Origin of the sequence: Rhizobium sp. Pop5, from assembly GCF_024721175.1 — a bacterium.
GTDB lineage: Bacteria > Pseudomonadota > Alphaproteobacteria > Rhizobiales > Rhizobiaceae > Rhizobium.
In genome coordinates this window covers 4,347,578-4,365,607 of record NZ_CP099399.1, presented here as the reverse complement: position 1 = coordinate 4,365,607, position 18,030 = coordinate 4,347,578, and the positions used below count along the sequence as shown (strand labels likewise).

The following is an 18,030-nucleotide window of genomic DNA, read 5'->3' as shown; positions in this document are numbered from 1 at the left end:
ACTATGCATGAAGCTACTGTTGTATTATTAAGCTATAAGCGAGAGAGAAATATAGAATCTGTAGTGTCTAGCGTGAAATCGCAAACTGCATGTGCGCGCATTTTCATATGGCATAACTCTCCCTCTGCAATAATTAACAAGAATGTAGATCTCGTAGTAACGGCCTCATCGAATTTGTATTGTTGGCCACGGTGGTTCATGGCTTCGATGGCGGATACAGAAATTGTTCTAAGCCTCGATGACGACCTAGCCTTCTCAAATCAAAATACACTGGCTGAGATACTCAATACTTACCAGAAACACGGAAGGGATAATTTGGTTTGCGGTCCTGAGGGGGTATCTTTGAAGCCCAAGAAGCCTTACTTTCCGTTGTATTCGGGACGCATCAATAAGGCTGCGGACGATCAGTCGCTCGATTCCAGCGTACATATTTGCGCGCCTGGTGAGGATCAAGCTGTCGATATAGTGAAGGGGCGCTGCCTTGCGTTCGCCCGCTCCGCGTTGTCGGCAATCCCCCTGAAACCCGAATATGGGGAAACCTGCGATGATATCGCGCTATCGTCGCTTGTAGGAGGAGGTGGGGTAAAAACGAACCTTGTGCCTGCATGCTTAACTGGTGGTTTCGTGGATCTCCCAGGAAAGAATGATGAGATGGCTTTGTCCTCTTCCCCGGTTTGGAAGCAGATACGGGAGCAGGCACGATGGCATTATTTTCCAAGTCAAGAGGTTTGATAATGACCGACCAGCCGTTGGAAATTCATGAATTACTCAGTGCATCGGAAGATATACTCTTAGGTACCTTGGGATCCAAAAACCTGTACAGTTATGAACAACGCGTCATCTGCGAGTGCCTGAAGTCTTTTCTCATTGACCTCGCGGAGGGTCGGCAGAGAGTGAACAATATTGATTCTCCCTTTGCTTACCCCCACTGAACAAGTTTAACTCTAAACATCCCAAACGATAGAGCCGCCCAATCGGTGGCGACAACAGAAATCAACCGCGCCGAAAAGATATTACGGTTTCGACTTCGGAATGGGATAAATTCGTGTGTTGATCATTCGATCCTGATCCACATTTGCTGGCAGGTTCAAGACTGTTGAACTGTCGAACATCTTATCAAGCTATCGTGAGCTCGACCGAATGTTTGGGATGTCGAAATAGCGATGCCGACCGCGATGACTGATGCGACGTTTATGAACGCCATTGGTTTACGAGGAGACGGCAACACGATGCATCTTCTCGAGCTTGATCTTCGCATTGTGTTCGCGCGCAGCCCGCGCCAATTCGACACTGACAACGCGACGGCCGACCGGCCAGAACGACAAACCAGCTAGGGTCAGGACTCATTGATCCAAAAGATGAAAACGGCAGCGAGTGCGATTGCAGACAGGAAGGTGTGAGCACATCGGTCATATCTGGTGTGGATGCGTCTCCAGTCCTTGAGGCGTGCGAACAGGTTCTCGATCCTATGGCGCTGGCGATATAGGTGCCGATCGTAGCTGTGCTGGACACGATGTTTTGCATGGGGCGGGATACAGGGGGTTATCCCTCGATCTATCAGCGCTTGCCGGAAGGCAGCGGAACTGTAGGCCCTGTCGGCCAGCAGGAAGCGGGCAGGCGGCAGTTGTTCAAGAACGGCGGCTGCCGTCTTGTGATCGTTGGCCTGTCCCTCGGCCAAATGCAGCAGCAGCGGTCGCCCCTTGTCGTCGCAGACCACCTGCAGCTTGGTGGTCAGGCCGCCTCGGCTACGTCCAATACATCGGGATAGAGCCCCTTTTTAAGCAGACTGGCCGCTGTGCGGTGCGCCTTGAGGTGGGTGGCATCGATCATCAACTTGTCGGTACCGCCACCCTGTGCCGCCAGCTCGGCCAGGATACGATTGAACACGCCCAGCCGGCTCCAGCGGATGAAACGGTTGTAGATAGTCTTGTGAGGACCATAGCCGGCAGGAGCATCGCGCCAGCGAAGGCCATTGCGGATTACGAACAGAATACCGCTCAGTACCCGCCGGTCATCGACCCGCGGTACACCGTGCGATAGCGGGAAATAGGGTTCGATCCGCCGCATCTGCTCCGGCGTCAACATCAGCAAATTATTCAAGGCAGCATCCTCCTGCCACCTTGAATCATCCATCAAGCCTCAATTCAATAAATTAATGGGTCCTGAGCCTAGCTTGAAAGACTGAAGGCCAAAGGGGATGGTAATGATGAACAGGCAGGAAATAATACCTGCCATCAGGTAGCTGAAGAAGAGTGCGATTCCAAACGTGCACGCCCAGATGATGTTGACGATGAAGCCTATCGTTCCTGTCAGCGCGGTAGCTGCATTCAGTCCCTTCCCGTCAAGTTCTCGAACGTGAACGACTGTCAATCAGCGTCCAAAATTCACCCCTTATCGGCATCCAATTTTGGCTCTGACTCAGTTTTGATGCAGTTGTAGCGATGCTGTCTTGCTGGTTTCCACAAAGGAATCAGCACGATGAGCACCAAGTTCCACGCTTCTGATTTGGTACCGGCTGGCTTCATCGCCGAAAGCATCACGCACATTGATGACGAGACCCGCATCCTGCTTTCCCGAGCCGGCGCTACCGCGTCGTGTCCGGCATGCGGACGAATGTCACGAACGGTTCGAAGTCGCTATTGCCGCCAAGTCGCGGACCTTCCCCTCTCTGGGAAACGCGTCAGGCTGCTCGTGCAGACACGAAGGTTCGCTTGCGATGCCGTGCTCTGCGGCAGACAGATAGGGGCGCATGTCGTCCCAGACTTCCATCCGACCACAGCGACTGGAGGCGACAAGATGACGGCAAGCATCACCTGTCGGGTTGCGGGTGCTGGCAATGATGACAGCGCCGTCGAGGGAGACCGAGTAGTTCTGACCACGGTTGCCAAGACTGACAGGGCGGATTGTGATTTTCACGGCAGGTGGTCGAGGTGACGAGCGCAAAGCTTCGCCATCCTCCCGACCAAGGCGGGGAGTTTCGTTGTGCATGATGTTCTTTCAGGGTCTGTGGTTGTGAAAGTATGTCGTGGGCGTGGTGAGTAAAACCGGCCCTCCCGTCAGCAGGACTGGTGACAAGAGGGCCGATGGCCAACCACGACCATGAGAACGAAAGCCCAGCTCAAATCTGAGCCGAGCAGCGCACTCTCGGAAGTCGAGCGTCTATGATGAGACCGTGCGCGGTATTGGAGGCGTCCCCTTGAAGGAGACATCAAGGGAACCTTAGGGAAGATAACAAGTGGATTGGGGTTCTAGATACCAACATCACCCCCATGAAGATCAGATAGAGGTCATCCTGATTTCATCAGCCCATCGTCTACTCCCGTTCATTCCAGATGTTTGGTCTTCCCCTTCCTAGCTCCCCTTAAGTGGGTGGTAATTAAGGGTTGTTCTCATCTTGTGTCTTCAACTTGCCTCCCCCGTCTTCTGCTTAAGGGTGGGGTAATTGAGGGCTGTCTTTCAACCGATGTCGACACGAGGTGGGCCAGCTTTCAACGGGGAGGCGATTATCGGCGTGGATTGCAAATTCCGAGGCAATCCGCCCCCTGATTCCGAAATGATCTCGCCCCCCGATTCCGAGAATTAGTCGCCCCCTTGTTCCGAGATGATGCCGCCCCTTCGGAAGGGATATGGCGTGGGTGTTCTGCCGGTGTGAAGTTCCTTCCGTCGATAGTGATGGGGAAGGAACGGGATGCCTGCGGAGAGACTGGAGATGCGGCGTGTCCGCGAGATACTGAGATATCGGGCCGAGCAAGGACTGGGCCACAAATCGATTGCGGTTCGGGTCGGGGCAGCTCCGTCGACGGTGCGCGAGACCCTGCGGCGTGCGACGGCTGCGGGGCTTTCATGGCCGTTGGATGACGAGGTGAGCGATGCCGTCCTGGAGGCGGCGCTCTACAAGGCGGCCGGGACAAAGACGGGTCATCGCCGGGCCCCGGAGCCGAACTGGGCCGAGGTCCATCGCGAGCTCAAGCGCAAGCACGTGACGCTGCAAATCCTCTGGGACGAATATATCGGCCGTTATCCGGATGGCTATCGCTACAGCCGGTATTGTGACCTTTACCGTGGCTGGGCACTGAAACTGCCGGTGACGATGCGGCAGGAGCATGCGAGCGGCGACAAGCTGTTCGTCGATTATGCCGGCGACACGGTGACGGTCGTCGTTGATCGGCTGTCGGGCAAGACGCGGCAGGCGCACTTGTTCGTGGCGGTCCTGGGAGCGTCCAGCCTTTCGTTCGCGCAGGCGCGCTGGACAGAGACACTACCCGACTGGATCGAATGCCATGTTCAGGCGCTGGAGTTCTTCGGCGGTTCGCCGGCGCTTCTTGTGCCCGACAATGCCAAGGTGGCGATCATCAAGGCGTGCCACTTCGATCCCAGGTCAACAGGACCTATTGCGCCATGGCGGCGCACTATGGGAGCGCGGTCCTTCCGACACGACCGCGGCGGCCGCGCGACAAGGCGAAAGTGGAAGCTGCGGTTCGTATCGTCGAGCGCTGGCTGTTGGGCCGGCTGCGCCATCGCGTCTTCTACAGTCTCGCCGAGGTCAATGCAGCGATCATGGAGTTGCTCCATGACCTCAACGACATCAGGGTCTTGCGTCGGGTCAATTGCACGCGGCGTCAATTATTCGAAGAACTCGATCGTCCGGCTTTACGGCCATTGCCTGTCGAGCGCTATGTCTTCGCCGAATGGCGTATCCGGCGCGCTGGACTGGATTACCACGTCGAGATCGAACGGCATTATTACTCCGTTCCCTATCGCTTTGCCCGCGAGCAGGTAGAGGCACGCATCACCGCCAATACGATCGAGATATTCCATAAGGGCGAGCGGATTGCCGCGCACCGCCGCTCGAGCGGCAACGGCAAGCACACGACCATCCCCGATCATATGCCCTCGGCGCATCGTCGGTTCGCCGACTGGACGATCGAACGCATTCGACGCGAAGCCTCAGCCATGGGGCCGGATGTCGACCTGTTGTGCGAGCGCATCCTTGCCGACCGGCCCCATCCAGAGCAGGGCTTTCGCGCCTGCCTCGGGATTATCCGCCTTAACAAGAGCTTCGGCCGCGACAGAGTCAACGCCGCTTGCGCCCGAGCGCTGGAGATCGGGGCCCGGACCTATGGCTCGGTGCGCTCCATCCTCGACAATCGCCTCGACCGCACGGCGAGCTCGAATGGAGCCGCCTCGCACGAACCGATCCACCACGAGAACATCCGCGGACCTCGCTATTACCACTAAGGAGAACGAAGAATGCTTGCTCATCCAACACTTGATAGACTGAACGCCATGGGCCTGGCCGGCATGGCCAAGGCCTTCGGCGAACTCGTCGCCAACGGCGAGGTCGAACACCTCTCTCATGCTGAATGGCTCGGACTGCTGCTCGAACGGGAATGGAGTTCCCGTTACGACCGCAAGCTCGCGGCGCGCCTCAGATTCGCCAAGCTTCGTCATCAAGCCACCCCGGAAGATGTCGATTATCGCGCTGAACGCGGCCTCGACCGTGCGCTCTTCATGAAGCTGCTCGGTGGCGACTGGATCGGTGCCCACGACAATCTCGCTATCTGCGGTCCCTCAGGTGTCGGAAAGAGCTGGTTGGCTTGTGCCCTTGGCCACAAGGCCTGCCGTGACGACCGTTCCGTTCTCTATCAGCGTGTCCCACGACTCTTTGCCCAGCTCGCGCTCGCGCGCGGCGACGGCAGATACGCTCGCCTGCAACGCACCTTGGGTCATGTTCAGCTGCTGATCCTGGACGATTGGGGCCTTGAGCCGCTCAACGAACAGGCCCGTCACGATCTGCTTGAAATCCTCGAGGACCGCTACGGCCGTCGATCGACGATCATCACCAGCCAACTCCCCGTATCAGCCTGGCACGGTGTCATCGGTGATCCCACCTATGCCGACGCCATCCTGGATCGCCTCGTCCACAATGCCCACCGCATCGAACTCAGCGGAGAAAGCCTACGCCGAAATCTGCCGCGCAAAGCTTGACACATCACTCGAACGAACTGACAACAATTATTGCCTGCAGACCCCTGAGACAGGGGGCGAGATCATCCCGGAATCCGGGGGCGCAATCATCTCGGAACAATGGGGCGGCTTCATCGGAATCGGCAGCGTGGATGATCGGGGAGGGGTGAAGACACTGGCGAAGCTGTAAAGCTGCTGGAGGGCTCACACGTCAATAGAAAGAATGGACGCCTCCTGCTCTGCCATGTGTGGGTGGTAATCACGTGCCCCTTCATTCCACCGTTACGCTCTCCAGCGTATCTGGACAAAAAACCCTGCAGATGTCTCCACGGGGTCGATGATCTGGTGGCGCCCGCTTCAGGCGGCTTTAAGAGGCGGCTGCCTTCACCTTGCGGAGGTGGACGTAGAAAGTCAGGTAGAACCTGCCGATCCAAAATTCGTGATTGCCGTCCTCGTTACGGTGGTCAAAGAAGCGATCGAGAATGCGCTTCTCTTCCATCTCAAAATATACCTCAAACCACTGTGTCTGCTTAAAGAAACGCATTCTCGTGTCCAATCCGCGCGCATCCGGCGCGACCTGTTTGTTGTTGCGAAGCGTTCCGGCCAGAACGACACTGTTAGACTCCGGCTAACGAGTCCCGTCAATATGGGAAATGGCGTTATTTTTCAGATACTTATTCACGGGTGAATAGAACGGCGGCGCGGGGCCAGGCCATTCAATGGCTTAGCAACGCTCACGGGTGAATGGATCAGAGCGAATTTTTTTGTCACCAACGATAGTTTTGACGCCCAGCTTCTGGCCACCCGTTTGAAGACCGAACTTGATCTTCACGCTACCTTCCGGTGAGGCCCATCGACAGGGGTGTGAAGCCATCGTTTCAAAACGCGGTGCGGATGCGGGCCCTCACTCAAGGACACACCCAACGAGTCACCTACCACTGGCGTCTGTTCCTCACCTGTCGTAACTTTAGGTGGCAATGGGGTGGGCAATTTATGGTCGAGCGGGGGGCATAAGTGCGATTCTAGCGCGAATACAAGAAATTTCAACGGCCCGTCGAGCGCGCAGCTAGGCGCACATTGTGAACTTTTGCAATCATAACGGAAACATCTATCGAGAGTGTAACTTGCCTTACTTCCACTACTGCTCCACCGAAACGTTCAGAAGTATCTTGTCGACCAGAACAATCTGGCTTTCATCCTTAACATCATCCAACGATGCCCTGGAAGGTAAATGGATGACTTCTGTCATTGGCAAGGTTGCAGAAGATGAGGACATAAACAAATTCGAGCGTGACGAACTCACGGGGATGGCTGGTCTTATAGACAAACTCACTGATTGTCTCGGCTTCTGCATGTCAGAAGATGGCGACACCCTAAGCCAGTGGCGCGGATATGCTGATGATGGCAGAGGGATGAGTATTGGTTTTTGCCATGAATTCCTTACGGCAATTACGAAAAGCAACGACTTCATCCGACTTCAAAAAGTGGTCTATAATCTTGATGACCAAAAGCGGCGCGTTCGTGAGATATTCCCAAAAGTGAAGCAATTGATTTCTGAAGGTGCGGTAAGCATTCCGAGTCCCGGCAGTTATCTCGCTCCCAAGTCCGATGATCAGCTTCAAGCGGAGATGAAGCAATATCGATCAAAAAATAGTGAGCTTTTTGGCACCCTCACAGATCTCCAATCCATTTGGTTTTCGTTCAAAAATCCGGCGTTTCGCGAAGAGAACGAGTGGAGGTTGGCCATGAACGTCCTGAAACCCCTGAACATCCTGGCATCTGACGAGACCGACTATCGCACCGCAGATGGTCGGCTAGTGCCATACCAAAGGATAGCTTTTCCCGCCCCAGAAAGTGCTGCAAAAGTAATCGAACAAGTGATCCTCGGTCCGAAGAGCACAACCCCAATAGGCGTTGTCGAAAGCTTTTTGCGGCGCAATGGATTCGATAACGTAGCTCTTTCTGTATCGACCGCCTCCTATAGGTAATTGGAACCTGCGATGCGCTCTTTTGAACTGCTGAATCGCGGCGCAGATCGGCCATGGTTCAGGAGCGGCAGTCGTTCCTGATCGGGCTTGCCGGTAACGATAGTGATCTTGCGGCGGTCGCAAGCGAGCGGAGCGGAAAGGGCCGCAGCGTTAACCACTGCGACACCCGTTCTCACCCTCTAGCGAAGGGGCGGTGAGGCTCCTTACAGCTCATCGGGAATGAGCTGCAAAGGGACGCTAGCCGTGCCTAAGCAAACCCGCAACGTTTCCGTTCGGGCGGCATCTGTGGATTGCTGTGGAAGGGCATGCTCTCGGAGACAATGCTTATGGAACGGGTGAAGCCTAAATCGGATTTAGCCTTCTCATCGTCGCCAAGAAGGCGAACAGCTGCGGTCGTATTGGTGTGGCCTACTATGCAGCGGACGGTGTTGAGGCTGAAGTCTTAATACCGTTCCTATGCGCTTCTCTGGGCAATGGTTGGCCGCATAGGATCGATGCGAGGTATTTAGCGGATAAGTTGAAGAAACTTGCGGACTATGTATTGATCTTACGCCTGCCTAGAGCGGCACTCAGCGAGTGAACGGGTTTAACAAATTGGGGGATGAGATGGCCGGCCAAAGCAAAACGATGGATGTGAAGGAAGCAGTTCGAATTGCGAAAGCCTATGCCTCTGACATTTTCGCCGAAGACGGGATGTCAAACTTCGGCTTGGAGGAGGTTGATTATGATGCCGATGCTGGTGAGTGGTTGATAACGGTCGGCTTCTCTCGGCCTTGGAGTTCCAGCCGAAACGCCCTCAGCGCGCTCACTGGAGAAGCATCACAAAAGCGGCTTTATCGAGTAGTGCGAATGAACGCTGACGGAGAGGTGTTGTCTGTAAAGCGTCGCGCCACTGATGAATAAAGCCGTCATCCTGGACACGAACCTCACCGTCTTGTTGATAGTCGGTTTGGTAGAGATCGAACAGGTCGGGGTACACAAGCGGACCAGGGCATATGACCGAGAGGATTTCACAATCCTAAGCAATATCTTGTCCCGGTCGTCACGTCTGATTTTCACGCCAAATGTTGTTACGGAAACATCAAATCTGTTGGGGCGATCGAGTGAACGATATGGCGCTCAACTAAGCAGATCTCTGGCCGAAGTTGTCGGCGCAAGTCGTTCTATGGAGCTTCTGATTAGTTCTCAGGCAGGCTTCTCGCGAGACGAATATAAAAGGCTGGGCCTGACAGATGCCGTTCTGCTCCACGCAGCAACCGGAAACGGGGATGCAATAATATTAACAGATGATCTCGATTTGTATCTGGCTGCTGCCCACGATGGGCTGGAGGTTGTGAACTTCACCCACATTCGACGGGATCGACGCGACTTTTGACCGCCACGGTCTTCACCTTCCCCTTGCCGAGGCTGTAATCACCGGCTCTTGTTCCTCATGACCATGCGGTCCCGCCCGCTCGCCGGAAGTAAATTGAAATGAAACCCCTTCTCGTCACCGTGATCGGCTTCATAGCTATCCTGGCCGCCGATCTGACATGCGCGGATGGTTTTAGAGACAGTTGAAGGTGCGGGAAGCAACCAAAGTTTCTTCCGGCGAGATGACGTCTTCTCAACATCAATGGCGAGTGATACTTACCAGAACGCAACCATAGGGGATTATTATGTACTCATTCGAAGTAGAGCAGAAAGTCGGTTCCAAGACCGAGAAAATACTGATCAATCCGATGCACGTCATATTCGTGAAGGCGTTGGCGAACGGAGCCACCGCAATCGGCCTTACGGGCGGCACTCAAATCAACTCTTCCACGTCCTACACTGCAGTCGCAGAGTCGCTAAACGCCGCCATGAGATAGCCTAGACAGTGCAGACGGTTTTAATGAGACATATGGGCCAGCCTCAGCGCTGGCCTTATTCAGATTAGTCTAAGAATCACGCTAGATTAGACCATGTTCCCATTTCCTCAGCTCCCGACCGATCATCTTTACAAGCTAAGCACGTTCGCCGGCATCGCAATGATTTTGGGCGCGTTCTACCTTATGGCCGCTGATACAAAGCCTTTCGAGGACTCTGGATCGGGCACGTATTCCCGCATGACAATCCTCATTGATCGCCTCAAGGATGTTGGGCTTGATGCAAAGCCGCTGGCGGATAACATCTCAGGGGAAGACGTGTATGGTCGATATAGGGAATACCGCGATTTAATCCGCACACTTCCCGCTAATCATTCCGAGGCTAAGCAGCTTCGCGACACGAACGAGCAACTACTCTTGGCACGTTTGAAAAATAGATGGGAGCAGGATTTCCACGACTTCAATCGCACGAACGTCTACACCCTGCTTTATGGCGGCCTTGGCCTTTTATTCGTCGGGATATTTTGGTGGTACTGGTCGTTCCAACGGTACCAAGACATTATTGTCCGCATGAGCGCTATTGAAGCTATTAATCGCGCTTCTCCCAAGCCACCCCAAACGTAACACTTGATGGCCTGCGCGGCTGCTCTCATTGCCGTTAGCAACTCAAAACAGCGGCTTGGCGGATTTATTGCGTCGTCACCCGTCTCTGCCCTTTAGAATATTCACTATAGAAGTCTGGCGGGTCTTTTGTTTCGACCATCAGAAGATTATGACCGCCGGCGGCGGCCACTTCGAGGGCGCGCTTGGCGCTTTCCTGGCCCTTGATCTCAGCGAGGTCGGGCAGATTGGCGGCATTGGCGCGGATCGAGGGCTCCGGCCGGGATAGCACCTGCGTGCCGCGGAAATGATTGGCAAGGGCGATCAGGCTGCGGGGTGCTAGGATATCGACGTCGGCGCCCGCCCAGGCTGCTTCGGCGCCGCTTTCGGCCGGGCATATCAGGCCCTTGCCGAGCGCATTGGCGCCGATCGCGGCCGGCAGTGCGCCTGATATGGCGGCGATCGTTCCATCGAGATTGAGCTCGCCGACGACGACAAAATCCTGCAGCGCATCGGCGGGAATGGCACCGAGGGCTGCCATCAAAGCAAGCGCGATGGGAAGATCGAAGTGCGAGCCTTCCTTCGGCAGATCGGCCGGTGCCAGATTGACGGTGACACGCTTGGCCGGCAGCGCCAGGCCAGAGGCGTGAAGAGCCGCCTGCACGCGCTCGCGGCTTTCGGCAACGGCCTTGTCAGGCAGGCCGACGATCTGCATTCCGACCTTGCCGGGCGCGACCATAACCTGGACCTCGACCGGCACGCCTTCGATATCCTGAAATGCGACCGTGCTGACGCGCGCGACCATCCGCCTACCCCTTGCCCCACCAACTTTTACTTACCGCCCTGCAGCCTTCAAGGCCAGCGGTTGCAATCTTGCATGGAAGAAGGAATAAAACAAGAACGATAAAAGAACATACTCAGAGTATCGGCCGTGACGCGGTTGTATCCGGCCACGGCGGGGAAGCGGGTTAAGACCGCGATCTCAGCCGCGCTTGCGCTCGATCGCATCCCAAAGCAAGGCTGCGATATCGGCGCCGCCGAACTTCCTGACTTCGCGGATGCCCGTCGGCGAGGTGACGTTGATCTCGGTCATGTAATCGCCGATCACATCGATGCCGACGAGCAGGAAGCCGCGCTCCCTCAGCGCCGGACCGATACGCTCGCAGATCTCCTTTTCGCGCGGCGTCAGCTCGGTTGCCTCGGCGCGGCCGCCGACATGCATGTTGGAGCGGCTGTCATGCTCGGCCGGAACGCGGTTGATCGCGCCGGCGAATTCGCCGTCGACCAGGATGATGCGCTTGTCGCCCTTGCGTACGTCAGGCAGATATTGCTGGGCGATGAAAGGCTCGCGGAAGAGCTGGCCGAACATCTCCAACAGCGAGGAGAGGTTGCGGTCGTCGCGGGTCGAATGGAAGACGCCAGCACCGCCATTGCCGTAGAGCGGCTTCAGGATGATATCGCCCATCTCGTCGCGGAAGCGGCGGATTTCGGCCGGATCCTTGGTGATCAGCGTCTTCGGCATCAGGTCGGCAAATTCGGTGACGAAGATCTTCTCCGGCGAATTGCGCACCCAGGCCGGATCGTTGACGACGAGCGTCTTCGGGTGGATACGCTCAAGCAGGTGCGTCGAGGTGATGTAGGCCATGTCGAAGGGCGGATCCTGGCGCAGCAGCACCACATCCATGGTCGAGAGATCGATGCGCTCGGGGGCACCGAGCTCGAAGTGATCGCCCTTGACGTCGCGCAGAACCATCGGCTCGACGCTGGCGAAGAGCTTGCCGTCGCGGAAGCTCAGGCGCTCGGGCGTGTAATGGAAAAGCCTGTAGCCGCGCGCCTGCGCCTCCAGGCTCATGGCGAAGGTGGAATCGCCTGCGATATTGATGCCGGCGACATGGTCCATCTGGACCGCTACATTGGTGATCTTGGCCATTTCCGTCCCTCGCTGAATGCCGGACAGATGTAGGTCGACCCGATATCAAACGCAACGGCCAATCGGGCTTCCGATCGGCCGTTGCCTACGCTCGCTCCCGCTGATCAACGCGTTTCGAGGATCCGCATCAACCGGCCGCGATAGCTGTCGAGAATGACGGCGAGCACGATGACGGCGCCGATGACGATCGGCTTGATGTTGTCGTCGGCGCCAAGCAGTTGCAGTCCCGTCGACAGCACCTGCAGAATGCAGGCGCCGACCAGCGTGCCAACGATCGAGCCCTTACCGCCAGAGAGGCTGGTGCCACCGATGATGACGGCGGCGATGGCATTCAGCTCGTAGCCGATGCCGGCGACCGGGCTGCCGACGTTGAGACGCAGCAGATAGACCATGGCGGCAATGCCTGCCGTCAGGCCGGAGATCGTGAAGACCGCGATCTTGTATCTCTTCGGCTGATGCCCCGACAGCCGGACAGCCTCTTCATTGGTGCCGATGGCGAAGACGAAGCGGCCGAAGACGGTATAGCGCAGCACGAACCAGCCGATGAGCACGACAACGATCGCGATCAGGAAGATCGAGGGAAATATGCCCCAGAAGATCAGGTTGCCGAAATCGACGAAAGGCTGCGGCAGGCCTGTGATCGTGGAATTGTCGCTGACGACGCGCGCCAGGCCGCTCGCAACGTTCAGCATGCCAAGGGTGACGATGAAGGAAGGCAGCTTCCACTTTTCGCAGATCCAGCCGTTGATGGCGCCAAGGGCAGCCCCCGTACCCATCGACGCCAGGCAGGCCAGAACGATCGCCTGCCAGGGGGAAAACTGCGGATCGATCATGATCGTCGCGCCGATGACCGTGCAAAGGGCAAGCAGCGATCCGACCGAAAGATCAATGCCGCCGATGAGGATGACGAAGGTCATGCCCGCAGCAAGCACGGTGTTTATGGCAATCTGCACGAAGATCTTGAGGAAGTTCTCCGGCGTTGCGAAGTACGGCGCGGTCGCCGAGAAAAACGCCAGGATCAGAACGAGGGCGATAGCCACGCCCGCTTCCTTCATCGAGATCCGGATAAGCTTGTCCCAGAAGCTCACCTCTTTCGCCTCGGTCTGTTTTTCAATGTTGGCGGACACGGCTATACTCCTTGTAGGCGAGCGAAAGGATCCTGCTCTCGTCGAATTGGTCCCGATGTATTTCACCAGCTATCTTGCCGTCGGAAAAGACGACGATGCGATGGCAGATGCCGATGAGTTCCGGCAGATCCGAAGAGACGACCAGAACACCTTTTCCTTCGGCCGCAAACTTCCACAGAAGCTCATAAATCTCGGCCTTCGCACCCACGTCGATCCCGCGCGTCGGCTCATCGAAAATCAAGACCTTCGGACCGCGGAACAGCCATTTTGCAATGACCACCTTCTGCTGGTTGCCGCCGGAAAAGGTCCTGACGGCCTGACGGATGGAGGGCGTCTTGATCCTGAGCTCACGCACGAGGCGCTGCGCGTGATCATCCTCGGTTTTGCCCATGATCAGGCCGTTGCGGGAAATCTTGGCGAGGTCGGTGATGGTGGTGTTTTCAGCGCAGCTCATGTCGAGCATCAAGCCCTGCATCTTGCGGTCTTCGGTCGCCAGGCACAGGCCGGCAGCAACCGCATCGCTGGGCGAACTGATCTCGACCGGCGCACCATCCACACGGATTTCGCCGGCAGCCTTGGCGTCGGCGCCGAATATGGCGCGGACCGCCTCCGTCCGGCCGCTGCCTACAAGGCCGGCAATACCGACGATTTCCCCCTTGGCGACGGAGAATGACAGTTCCGGGCTATTGCGCGTCACCTTCAGGCCGGAAACGCCGAGCGCCTCTCCCGACACTGCGCTGTCGCCACGGAAGTGGCCATGATCCGAAAGCTTTCGACCGACCATGAGTTCGACGATATCGGGAATAGCCAGTCCGGCCAGCGGACGGGTGATCACATGCTGGCCGTCGCGCAGCACGGTCACATCGTCACCGACCTCGAAGATCTCCTCCAGCCTGTGAGAGATATAGAGCGTGGTGACGCCGCGCCGCTTCAGCCGCTTCAGAATTTCAAATAGGCGATCGACCTCCTTGGAGGTCAGGGTCGCCGTCGGTTCGTCGAGAACAAGGAGCTTGCTTTCGTAGCAGAGCGCCTTGGCGATCTCGACCAGCTGAAGCTGGGCGACGCTGAGGCGGCTCGCCAGCATCGTCGGCGGTACGTCAAGGCCGACCTCTTCGAGGAGCTCGGCCGCCCTCTTATTCATTTCCTTATAGTTCACCAGGCCGTATCGGCGCGGCAGATGCTCAAAAAGGAGGTTTTCGGCAACCGTCAGATTGGAAAGCGGATGCAGTTCCTGGTGAATGACGCGGATGCCGGCCCTGAAAGCCTCCAACGGGGAACCCGGATGGTAAGGCTGGCCATCAAACAGGATGTGACCGTCATCCGGCCTGAAGACGCCGCCAAGCAGATTGATCAGGGTCGACTTTCCCGCACCGTTCTCACCAAGAAGAATATGCCCCTTGCCGCGGCCGATCCGCATGGACACATCCTTGAGTGCCACGACGCCGGGGAAGCGCTTGCCGATCCCTTCCAGTCTCAGGATGTCGTCATCTGGTGCGTCTGACACGTCAGCCTCATGCATCTGTTTAATTCGAAGTATTGCAGCGTTCTTTGCGCGCCTGAAAAGATGCGCGGCGAGAGCGCTCATCCGGCGCAATCAACGCTTAAAGCGATTGGCGCCGGCCGAAGCCGGCGCCTCCGTTACCTTGCGGTCGGTACCCGCGACTACTTGAGGTCGGCAGCCGTGACGAGCTTGACGTCGGTCTTGACCCAGCCGGTGAATTTTTCGCCGGCAAGTTCACGCAGGCCATAGTCGATGCCCATGACCGCCATCTGCGCGCCGTACTGCTCGACTGTCGCAAGCATCTTACCGTCCTTGATCAGCGGCTGCACCGGCGGAATGTTGTCGAAGCCCACGACCTTGATCTTGCCGGCCTGGCCGGCCGCATCGAGAGCCTTGACGACGCCGAGGGCCATGGAGTCGTTGGCGGCCATGACGCCCTGAATATCCTTATACTTGGTCAGGAAATTCGTCATGACGGTATTGGCTTCTTCCGTCTCCCAATGGGCCGTCTTGCTGTCGAGAAGCTCAAGCTTGCCCGACTTGACGGAATCCATGAAGCCTTCCTTGCGCTCCTTGGCATTGTCGGCCTCGGGGTTGCCCTCGAGGATGACGACCTTGGCGCCGGGGCCGAGATCCTTGGCCAGCGCATCGCCGGCAAGCTTCGCCCCTTCCTTATTGTCGGGACCGAAGAAAGCGAGATCGATCCCGGCCTTCTTCTTGGCGTCGGCATCGAGCGGCACGTCGATGTTGATGACCTTGACGCCTGCCTTCACGGCCTTTGCCAGCGGGGTCGCCATCGCCTTGGAATCGGCGGGCGCCACGACGATGATATCGTATTTCTGGGTGACGAAGTTTTCGACGGCGTCGACCTGCGCAGCGAAATCACGCTCGTCCTTCATGCCGACGGCCTTGAAGTCGAACTTGTCCTTGTTTTCGGCCGCATACTTATCAGCGCCAGCCTTCATCTGCTTGAAGAACTCATTGGACAGAGACTTCATGATCAGGCCGACCTTCGGCTTGCCGGCCGCAAAGGCAGGCGATACGCCGCAGGACAGCGCCAGCACCAACGTGCCGGCAAGCCCGAGCTTCAATGCAGCGCGACGGGGCGCACTGATGACGGATTCATGCTTCACAGAATTGGACATTTTTTCCTCCCGAACGGCTCTGGGCTCAGTTGCATCTGAGTTGCCCTCGGCAATGAACCGTTTCCAACACCATCTGGGTAGCACGCCGTCAGAAATTGTCAAGCAGCCAAAAACCTGCCAGACTGCATCCGGATTGACAGTGGTCGACGCATCGGAGAGGATTCATGATGAACCGTTTCCATCGCATATTTGCTGCGCTCATGTTGTGGAAGATGACCGTCTCCCTTGAAATGCAGCCCTTTGACTAGGGCCGTAAAGACCATTAGCTGGACGCCTCGATCGGACCTCGTCCGAAGGCGAAGATGAAGGGCCACTGTTTCTGTTATGTCAAAGGTCGGAATTAGAGACGTTGCCAAGCTCGCGGGCGTTTCCACAGGGACCGTTTCGAGAGTTCTGAACGATCATCCCTCCGTGACGAAGGAATTGCGGGCACGTGTCGGCGAGATCATCAGGGAACTCGGCTATATGCCCGATCCGTCCGCGAGAAGCATGCGCAGCAAGGTCAGCCGCCTCATCGGCATCGTCATTCCGGATCTCACCAATCCGTTCTTTGCGGAACTGGTCCAATCCGCGGAGCAGGCGGCGGCAAATCACGGATATAATATCATCGTCATGACCTCCTTCGATCATGCGGCCAAGGAGGCTGACCGCATCCGACAGCTGACGAGCCGGAAGGTGGACGGCATCATTCTCGTTCCCAGCAATGATTTTCACACGCTCAAGCTGCCGAAAGGACTGCCGATCGTTGTGGTCGACCGCCTCATGCCGGGATATTCCGGCATTGCCGCCGATCACCGCCATGGCGTTCGCCTTGGCGTCGAGCATCTCCTGAAGCTCGGGCACCGCCGCATCGGCTTCATCTCGGGGCCTGGACATTCCGTCCCCGCCAATGATCGTCTCCGGGGCTATCTTGACGCGATGGAGCAGGCGGGCGCCGACGCGGCAATGGCAGGATCGCCGCTGATCGCCGAGGCGGCTTTCGACTATGAGAGCGGCCGTTGGGCGGGCAACTATCTTCTGGCCCGTGCCCGCAACGAGCGACCAACGGCGATCTTTGCAAGTTCGGACCAGCAGGCGATCGGCTGCATGCGGGCGGCGCATGATCTGGGAATCCCGGTGCCGGCAGCCCTTTCCGTCGTCGGCTTCGACGGTATTCCGCTCGCAAGCATGACGACGCCACGCCTGACGACGGTGAAGCAGCCGATTCAGGACGTGGCGGCTGCGGCGGTGGCCGTTCTCTTGAACAAGCGAGCCGCCCCCGACCTCGACAATCCGATCCTGTTTGCCTGCGAGGTTTTAACCGGAGAAACGACCGCCCCGCCGCAGCCCGACTAAGCACATAGCAGCACTATCGGCAGCGAAAATCAGGCGGCGATGCCCTGGTTGGCGCCATTGCGCAGCATGTTGCGGAGACGATAGGCGATCGCCAAAGGCTTCGGGAAAGGCTTGCGCAGGAAGGCGACCTTGCGGACGTAGTTGTCGACTCGCCAGTTCGCCCAGGTTCCGCCCGCAAAAAAGGCGACGTCGCCCACGGCAAGGGTTCGCTGCGTACCGTCCTCGGCGGTGATATGCACCTCGCCTTCGAGGATCATCACGGTCTCGTCCCAGCCGAAATACCAGCGGAATTCGCCCGCCGTGCAATCCCAGATCGCCGTCAGCGATGCTTCGTCATGACCGCGCGAATGTTCGGCGGTACGCGCCTGTGGGTTACCTGCGACAATCCAATCCGGGTTGATCGGCGTTGATTTCAGCGGCAGGTGGTCGCTTGCATGCGCCACAAAGGATTTTCCGGCCGGCTTCTGCGCGATATAAGGCACAGAACGCGCAGCCATGGCGACCGCGCTTGCAAGCATCAGGTTCCAGGCCATGAAACAACCCCCAATTGTTATCCCTACCAAGGCCGTGGATAGCAGAGAGTCGTAAGG

General features: G+C 57.3%; 17 protein-coding genes and 2 pseudogenes. 11 read left to right on the top strand and 8 right to left on the bottom strand.

Features of this window, described 5'->3' with window-relative positions:
* Window positions 1-3 precede the first annotated feature (3 nt).
* Both NE852_RS23615 and NE852_RS23610 read left to right on the top strand, forming a co-directional pair.
* The gene (locus tag NE852_RS23615) at window positions 4-732 is read left to right on the top strand and encodes a putative glycosyltransferase (protein ID WP_008524810.1); all 729 of its coding nucleotides are present in this window, start codon (window positions 4-6) and stop codon (window positions 730-732) included.
* Between the two features lie 431 nt (window positions 733-1,163).
* The gene (locus NE852_RS23610; RefSeq protein WP_258156149.1) at window positions 1,164-1,334 is read left to right on the top strand and encodes a hypothetical protein; all 171 of its coding nucleotides are present in this window, start codon (window positions 1,164-1,166) and stop codon (window positions 1,332-1,334) included.
* 2 nt (window positions 1,335-1,336) lie between these two features.
* On the opposite strand, the gene NE852_RS23605 is transcribed toward NE852_RS23610, so the two are convergent.
* Window positions 1,337-2,100 (bottom strand): IS5 family transposase gene (locus NE852_RS23605; RefSeq protein WP_128623705.1). Its coding sequence is split into 2 segments (ribosomal slippage): window positions 1,337-1,761 and window positions 1,761-2,100, totalling 765 coding nucleotides; the frame shifts between segments, so codons are not numbered across the junction.
* A 39-nt stretch (window positions 2,101-2,139) separates the two neighbouring features.
* A complete protein-coding gene (locus NE852_RS23600; protein ID WP_258156148.1) occupies window positions 2,140-2,370 on the bottom strand; it encodes a YccF domain-containing protein in 231 nt (76 codons plus the stop codon).
* A 108-nt stretch (window positions 2,371-2,478) separates the two neighbouring features.
* Here NE852_RS23600 and NE852_RS23595 point away from each other — a divergent pair, with 108 nt between their 5' ends.
* From NE852_RS23595 to NE852_RS23560, 8 genes and pseudogenes are all read left to right on the top strand, one after another.
* A complete protein-coding gene (locus NE852_RS23595) occupies window positions 2,479-2,934 on the top strand; it encodes a transposase family protein (RefSeq protein WP_008524819.1) in 456 nt (151 codons plus the stop codon).
* A 775-nt stretch (window positions 2,935-3,709) separates the two neighbouring features.
* Window positions 3,710-5,238: pseudogene (gene istA, locus NE852_RS23590) on the top strand (IS21 family transposase).
* 12 nt (window positions 5,239-5,250) lie between these two features.
* Entirely contained in the window at window positions 5,251-5,988 is a 738-nt protein-coding gene (istB, locus tag NE852_RS23585; RefSeq protein ID WP_008524821.1) for an IS21-like element helper ATPase IstB, read from the top strand.
* A 316-nt stretch (window positions 5,989-6,304) separates the two neighbouring features.
* Window positions 6,305-6,655, top strand: coding sequence for a hypothetical protein (locus NE852_RS23580; protein ID WP_128623523.1), 351 nt, complete (start codon window positions 6,305-6,307; stop codon window positions 6,653-6,655).
* A 547-nt stretch (window positions 6,656-7,202) separates the two neighbouring features.
* Window positions 7,203-7,955 (top strand): DUF2971 domain-containing protein, encoded by a 753-nt coding sequence (locus tag NE852_RS23575; RefSeq protein ID WP_008524823.1) that lies wholly within the window; start codon window positions 7,203-7,205, stop codon window positions 7,953-7,955.
* Between the two features lie 606 nt (window positions 7,956-8,561).
* The gene (locus NE852_RS23570; RefSeq protein ID WP_008524825.1) at window positions 8,562-8,858 is read left to right on the top strand and encodes a hypothetical protein; all 297 of its coding nucleotides are present in this window, start codon (window positions 8,562-8,564) and stop codon (window positions 8,856-8,858) included.
* Entirely contained in the window at window positions 8,851-9,330 is a 480-nt protein-coding gene (locus NE852_RS23565; protein WP_008524827.1) for a hypothetical protein, read from the top strand. The genes NE852_RS23570 and NE852_RS23565 overlap by 8 nt, the downstream gene beginning before the upstream one ends.
* Window positions 9,331-9,898: 568 nt before the next feature.
* Window positions 9,899-10,426, top strand: coding sequence for a hypothetical protein (locus NE852_RS23560; protein WP_008524831.1), 528 nt, complete (start codon window positions 9,899-9,901; stop codon window positions 10,424-10,426).
* A gap of 133 nt (window positions 10,427-10,559) precedes the next feature.
* Here the strand turns inward: NE852_RS23560 and NE852_RS23555 are convergent.
* The 5 genes and pseudogenes from NE852_RS23555 to NE852_RS23535 all read right to left on the bottom strand — a co-directional run.
* Window positions 10,560-11,207: pseudogene (locus tag NE852_RS23555) on the bottom strand (magnesium chelatase domain-containing protein); the annotation flags it as partial.
* Between the two features lie 177 nt (window positions 11,208-11,384).
* Window positions 11,385-12,332: a glutathione synthase gene (gshB, locus tag NE852_RS23550; RefSeq protein ID WP_008524835.1), complete on the bottom strand. Its 948-nt coding sequence runs from the start codon at window positions 12,330-12,332 to the stop codon at window positions 11,385-11,387.
* Window positions 12,333-12,436: 104 nt separating this feature from the next.
* Window positions 12,437-13,459, bottom strand: a complete 1,023-nt coding sequence (locus tag NE852_RS23545) for an ABC transporter permease (protein WP_008524838.1) — start codon at window positions 13,457-13,459, stop codon at window positions 12,437-12,439.
* Entirely contained in the window at window positions 13,443-14,978 is a 1,536-nt protein-coding gene (locus tag NE852_RS23540) for a sugar ABC transporter ATP-binding protein (protein WP_258156147.1), read from the bottom strand. The genes NE852_RS23545 and NE852_RS23540 overlap by 17 nt, the downstream gene beginning before the upstream one ends.
* A 143-nt stretch (window positions 14,979-15,121) precedes the next feature.
* Window positions 15,122-16,105, bottom strand: a complete 984-nt coding sequence (locus NE852_RS23535; RefSeq protein WP_008524846.1) for a sugar ABC transporter substrate-binding protein — start codon at window positions 16,103-16,105, stop codon at window positions 15,122-15,124.
* A 324-nt stretch (window positions 16,106-16,429) separates the two neighbouring features.
* Here NE852_RS23535 and NE852_RS23530 point away from each other — a divergent pair, with 324 nt between their 5' ends.
* A complete protein-coding gene (locus NE852_RS23530) occupies window positions 16,430-17,440 on the top strand; it encodes a LacI family DNA-binding transcriptional regulator (RefSeq protein ID WP_258156146.1) in 1,011 nt (336 codons plus the stop codon).
* 29 nt (window positions 17,441-17,469) lie between these two features.
* On the opposite strand, the gene NE852_RS23525 is transcribed toward NE852_RS23530, so the two are convergent.
* Complete coding sequence (locus tag NE852_RS23525) at window positions 17,470-17,973, bottom strand: cupin domain-containing protein (protein WP_008524854.1); 504 nt, start codon at window positions 17,971-17,973, stop codon at window positions 17,470-17,472.
* Window positions 17,974-18,030 lie beyond the last annotated feature (57 nt).

Coding starts and splice junctions, on each gene's coding strand:
- NE852_RS23615 (WP_008524810.1), top strand. CDS start 4: ATGCATGAAGCTACTGTTGTATTATTAAGCTATAAGCGAGAGAGAAAT.
- NE852_RS23610 (WP_258156149.1), top strand. CDS start 1,164: ATGCCGACCGCGATGACTGATGCGACGTTTATGAACGCCATTGGTTTA.
- NE852_RS23595 (WP_008524819.1), top strand. CDS start 2,479: ATGAGCACCAAGTTCCACGCTTCTGATTTGGTACCGGCTGGCTTCATC.
- istB (WP_008524821.1), top strand. CDS start 5,251: ATGCTTGCTCATCCAACACTTGATAGACTGAACGCCATGGGCCTGGCC.
- NE852_RS23580 (WP_128623523.1), top strand. CDS start 6,305: ATGATCTGGTGGCGCCCGCTTCAGGCGGCTTTAAGAGGCGGCTGCCTT.
- NE852_RS23575 (WP_008524823.1), top strand. CDS start 7,203: ATGACTTCTGTCATTGGCAAGGTTGCAGAAGATGAGGACATAAACAAA.
- NE852_RS23570 (WP_008524825.1), top strand. CDS start 8,562: ATGGCCGGCCAAAGCAAAACGATGGATGTGAAGGAAGCAGTTCGAATT.
- NE852_RS23565 (WP_008524827.1), top strand. CDS start 8,851: ATGAATAAAGCCGTCATCCTGGACACGAACCTCACCGTCTTGTTGATA.
- NE852_RS23560 (WP_008524831.1), top strand. CDS start 9,899: ATGTTCCCATTTCCTCAGCTCCCGACCGATCATCTTTACAAGCTAAGC.
- gshB (WP_008524835.1), bottom strand. CDS start 12,332: ATGGCCAAGATCACCAATGTAGCGGTCCAGATGGACCATGTCGCCGGC.
- NE852_RS23540 (WP_258156147.1), bottom strand. CDS start 14,978: ATGCATGAGGCTGACGTGTCAGACGCACCAGATGACGACATCCTGAGA.
- NE852_RS23535 (WP_008524846.1), bottom strand. CDS start 16,105: ATGTCCAATTCTGTGAAGCATGAATCCGTCATCAGTGCGCCCCGTCGC.
- NE852_RS23530 (WP_258156146.1), top strand. CDS start 16,430: ATGTCAAAGGTCGGAATTAGAGACGTTGCCAAGCTCGCGGGCGTTTCC.
- NE852_RS23525 (WP_008524854.1), bottom strand. CDS start 17,973: ATGGCCTGGAACCTGATGCTTGCAAGCGCGGTCGCCATGGCTGCGCGT.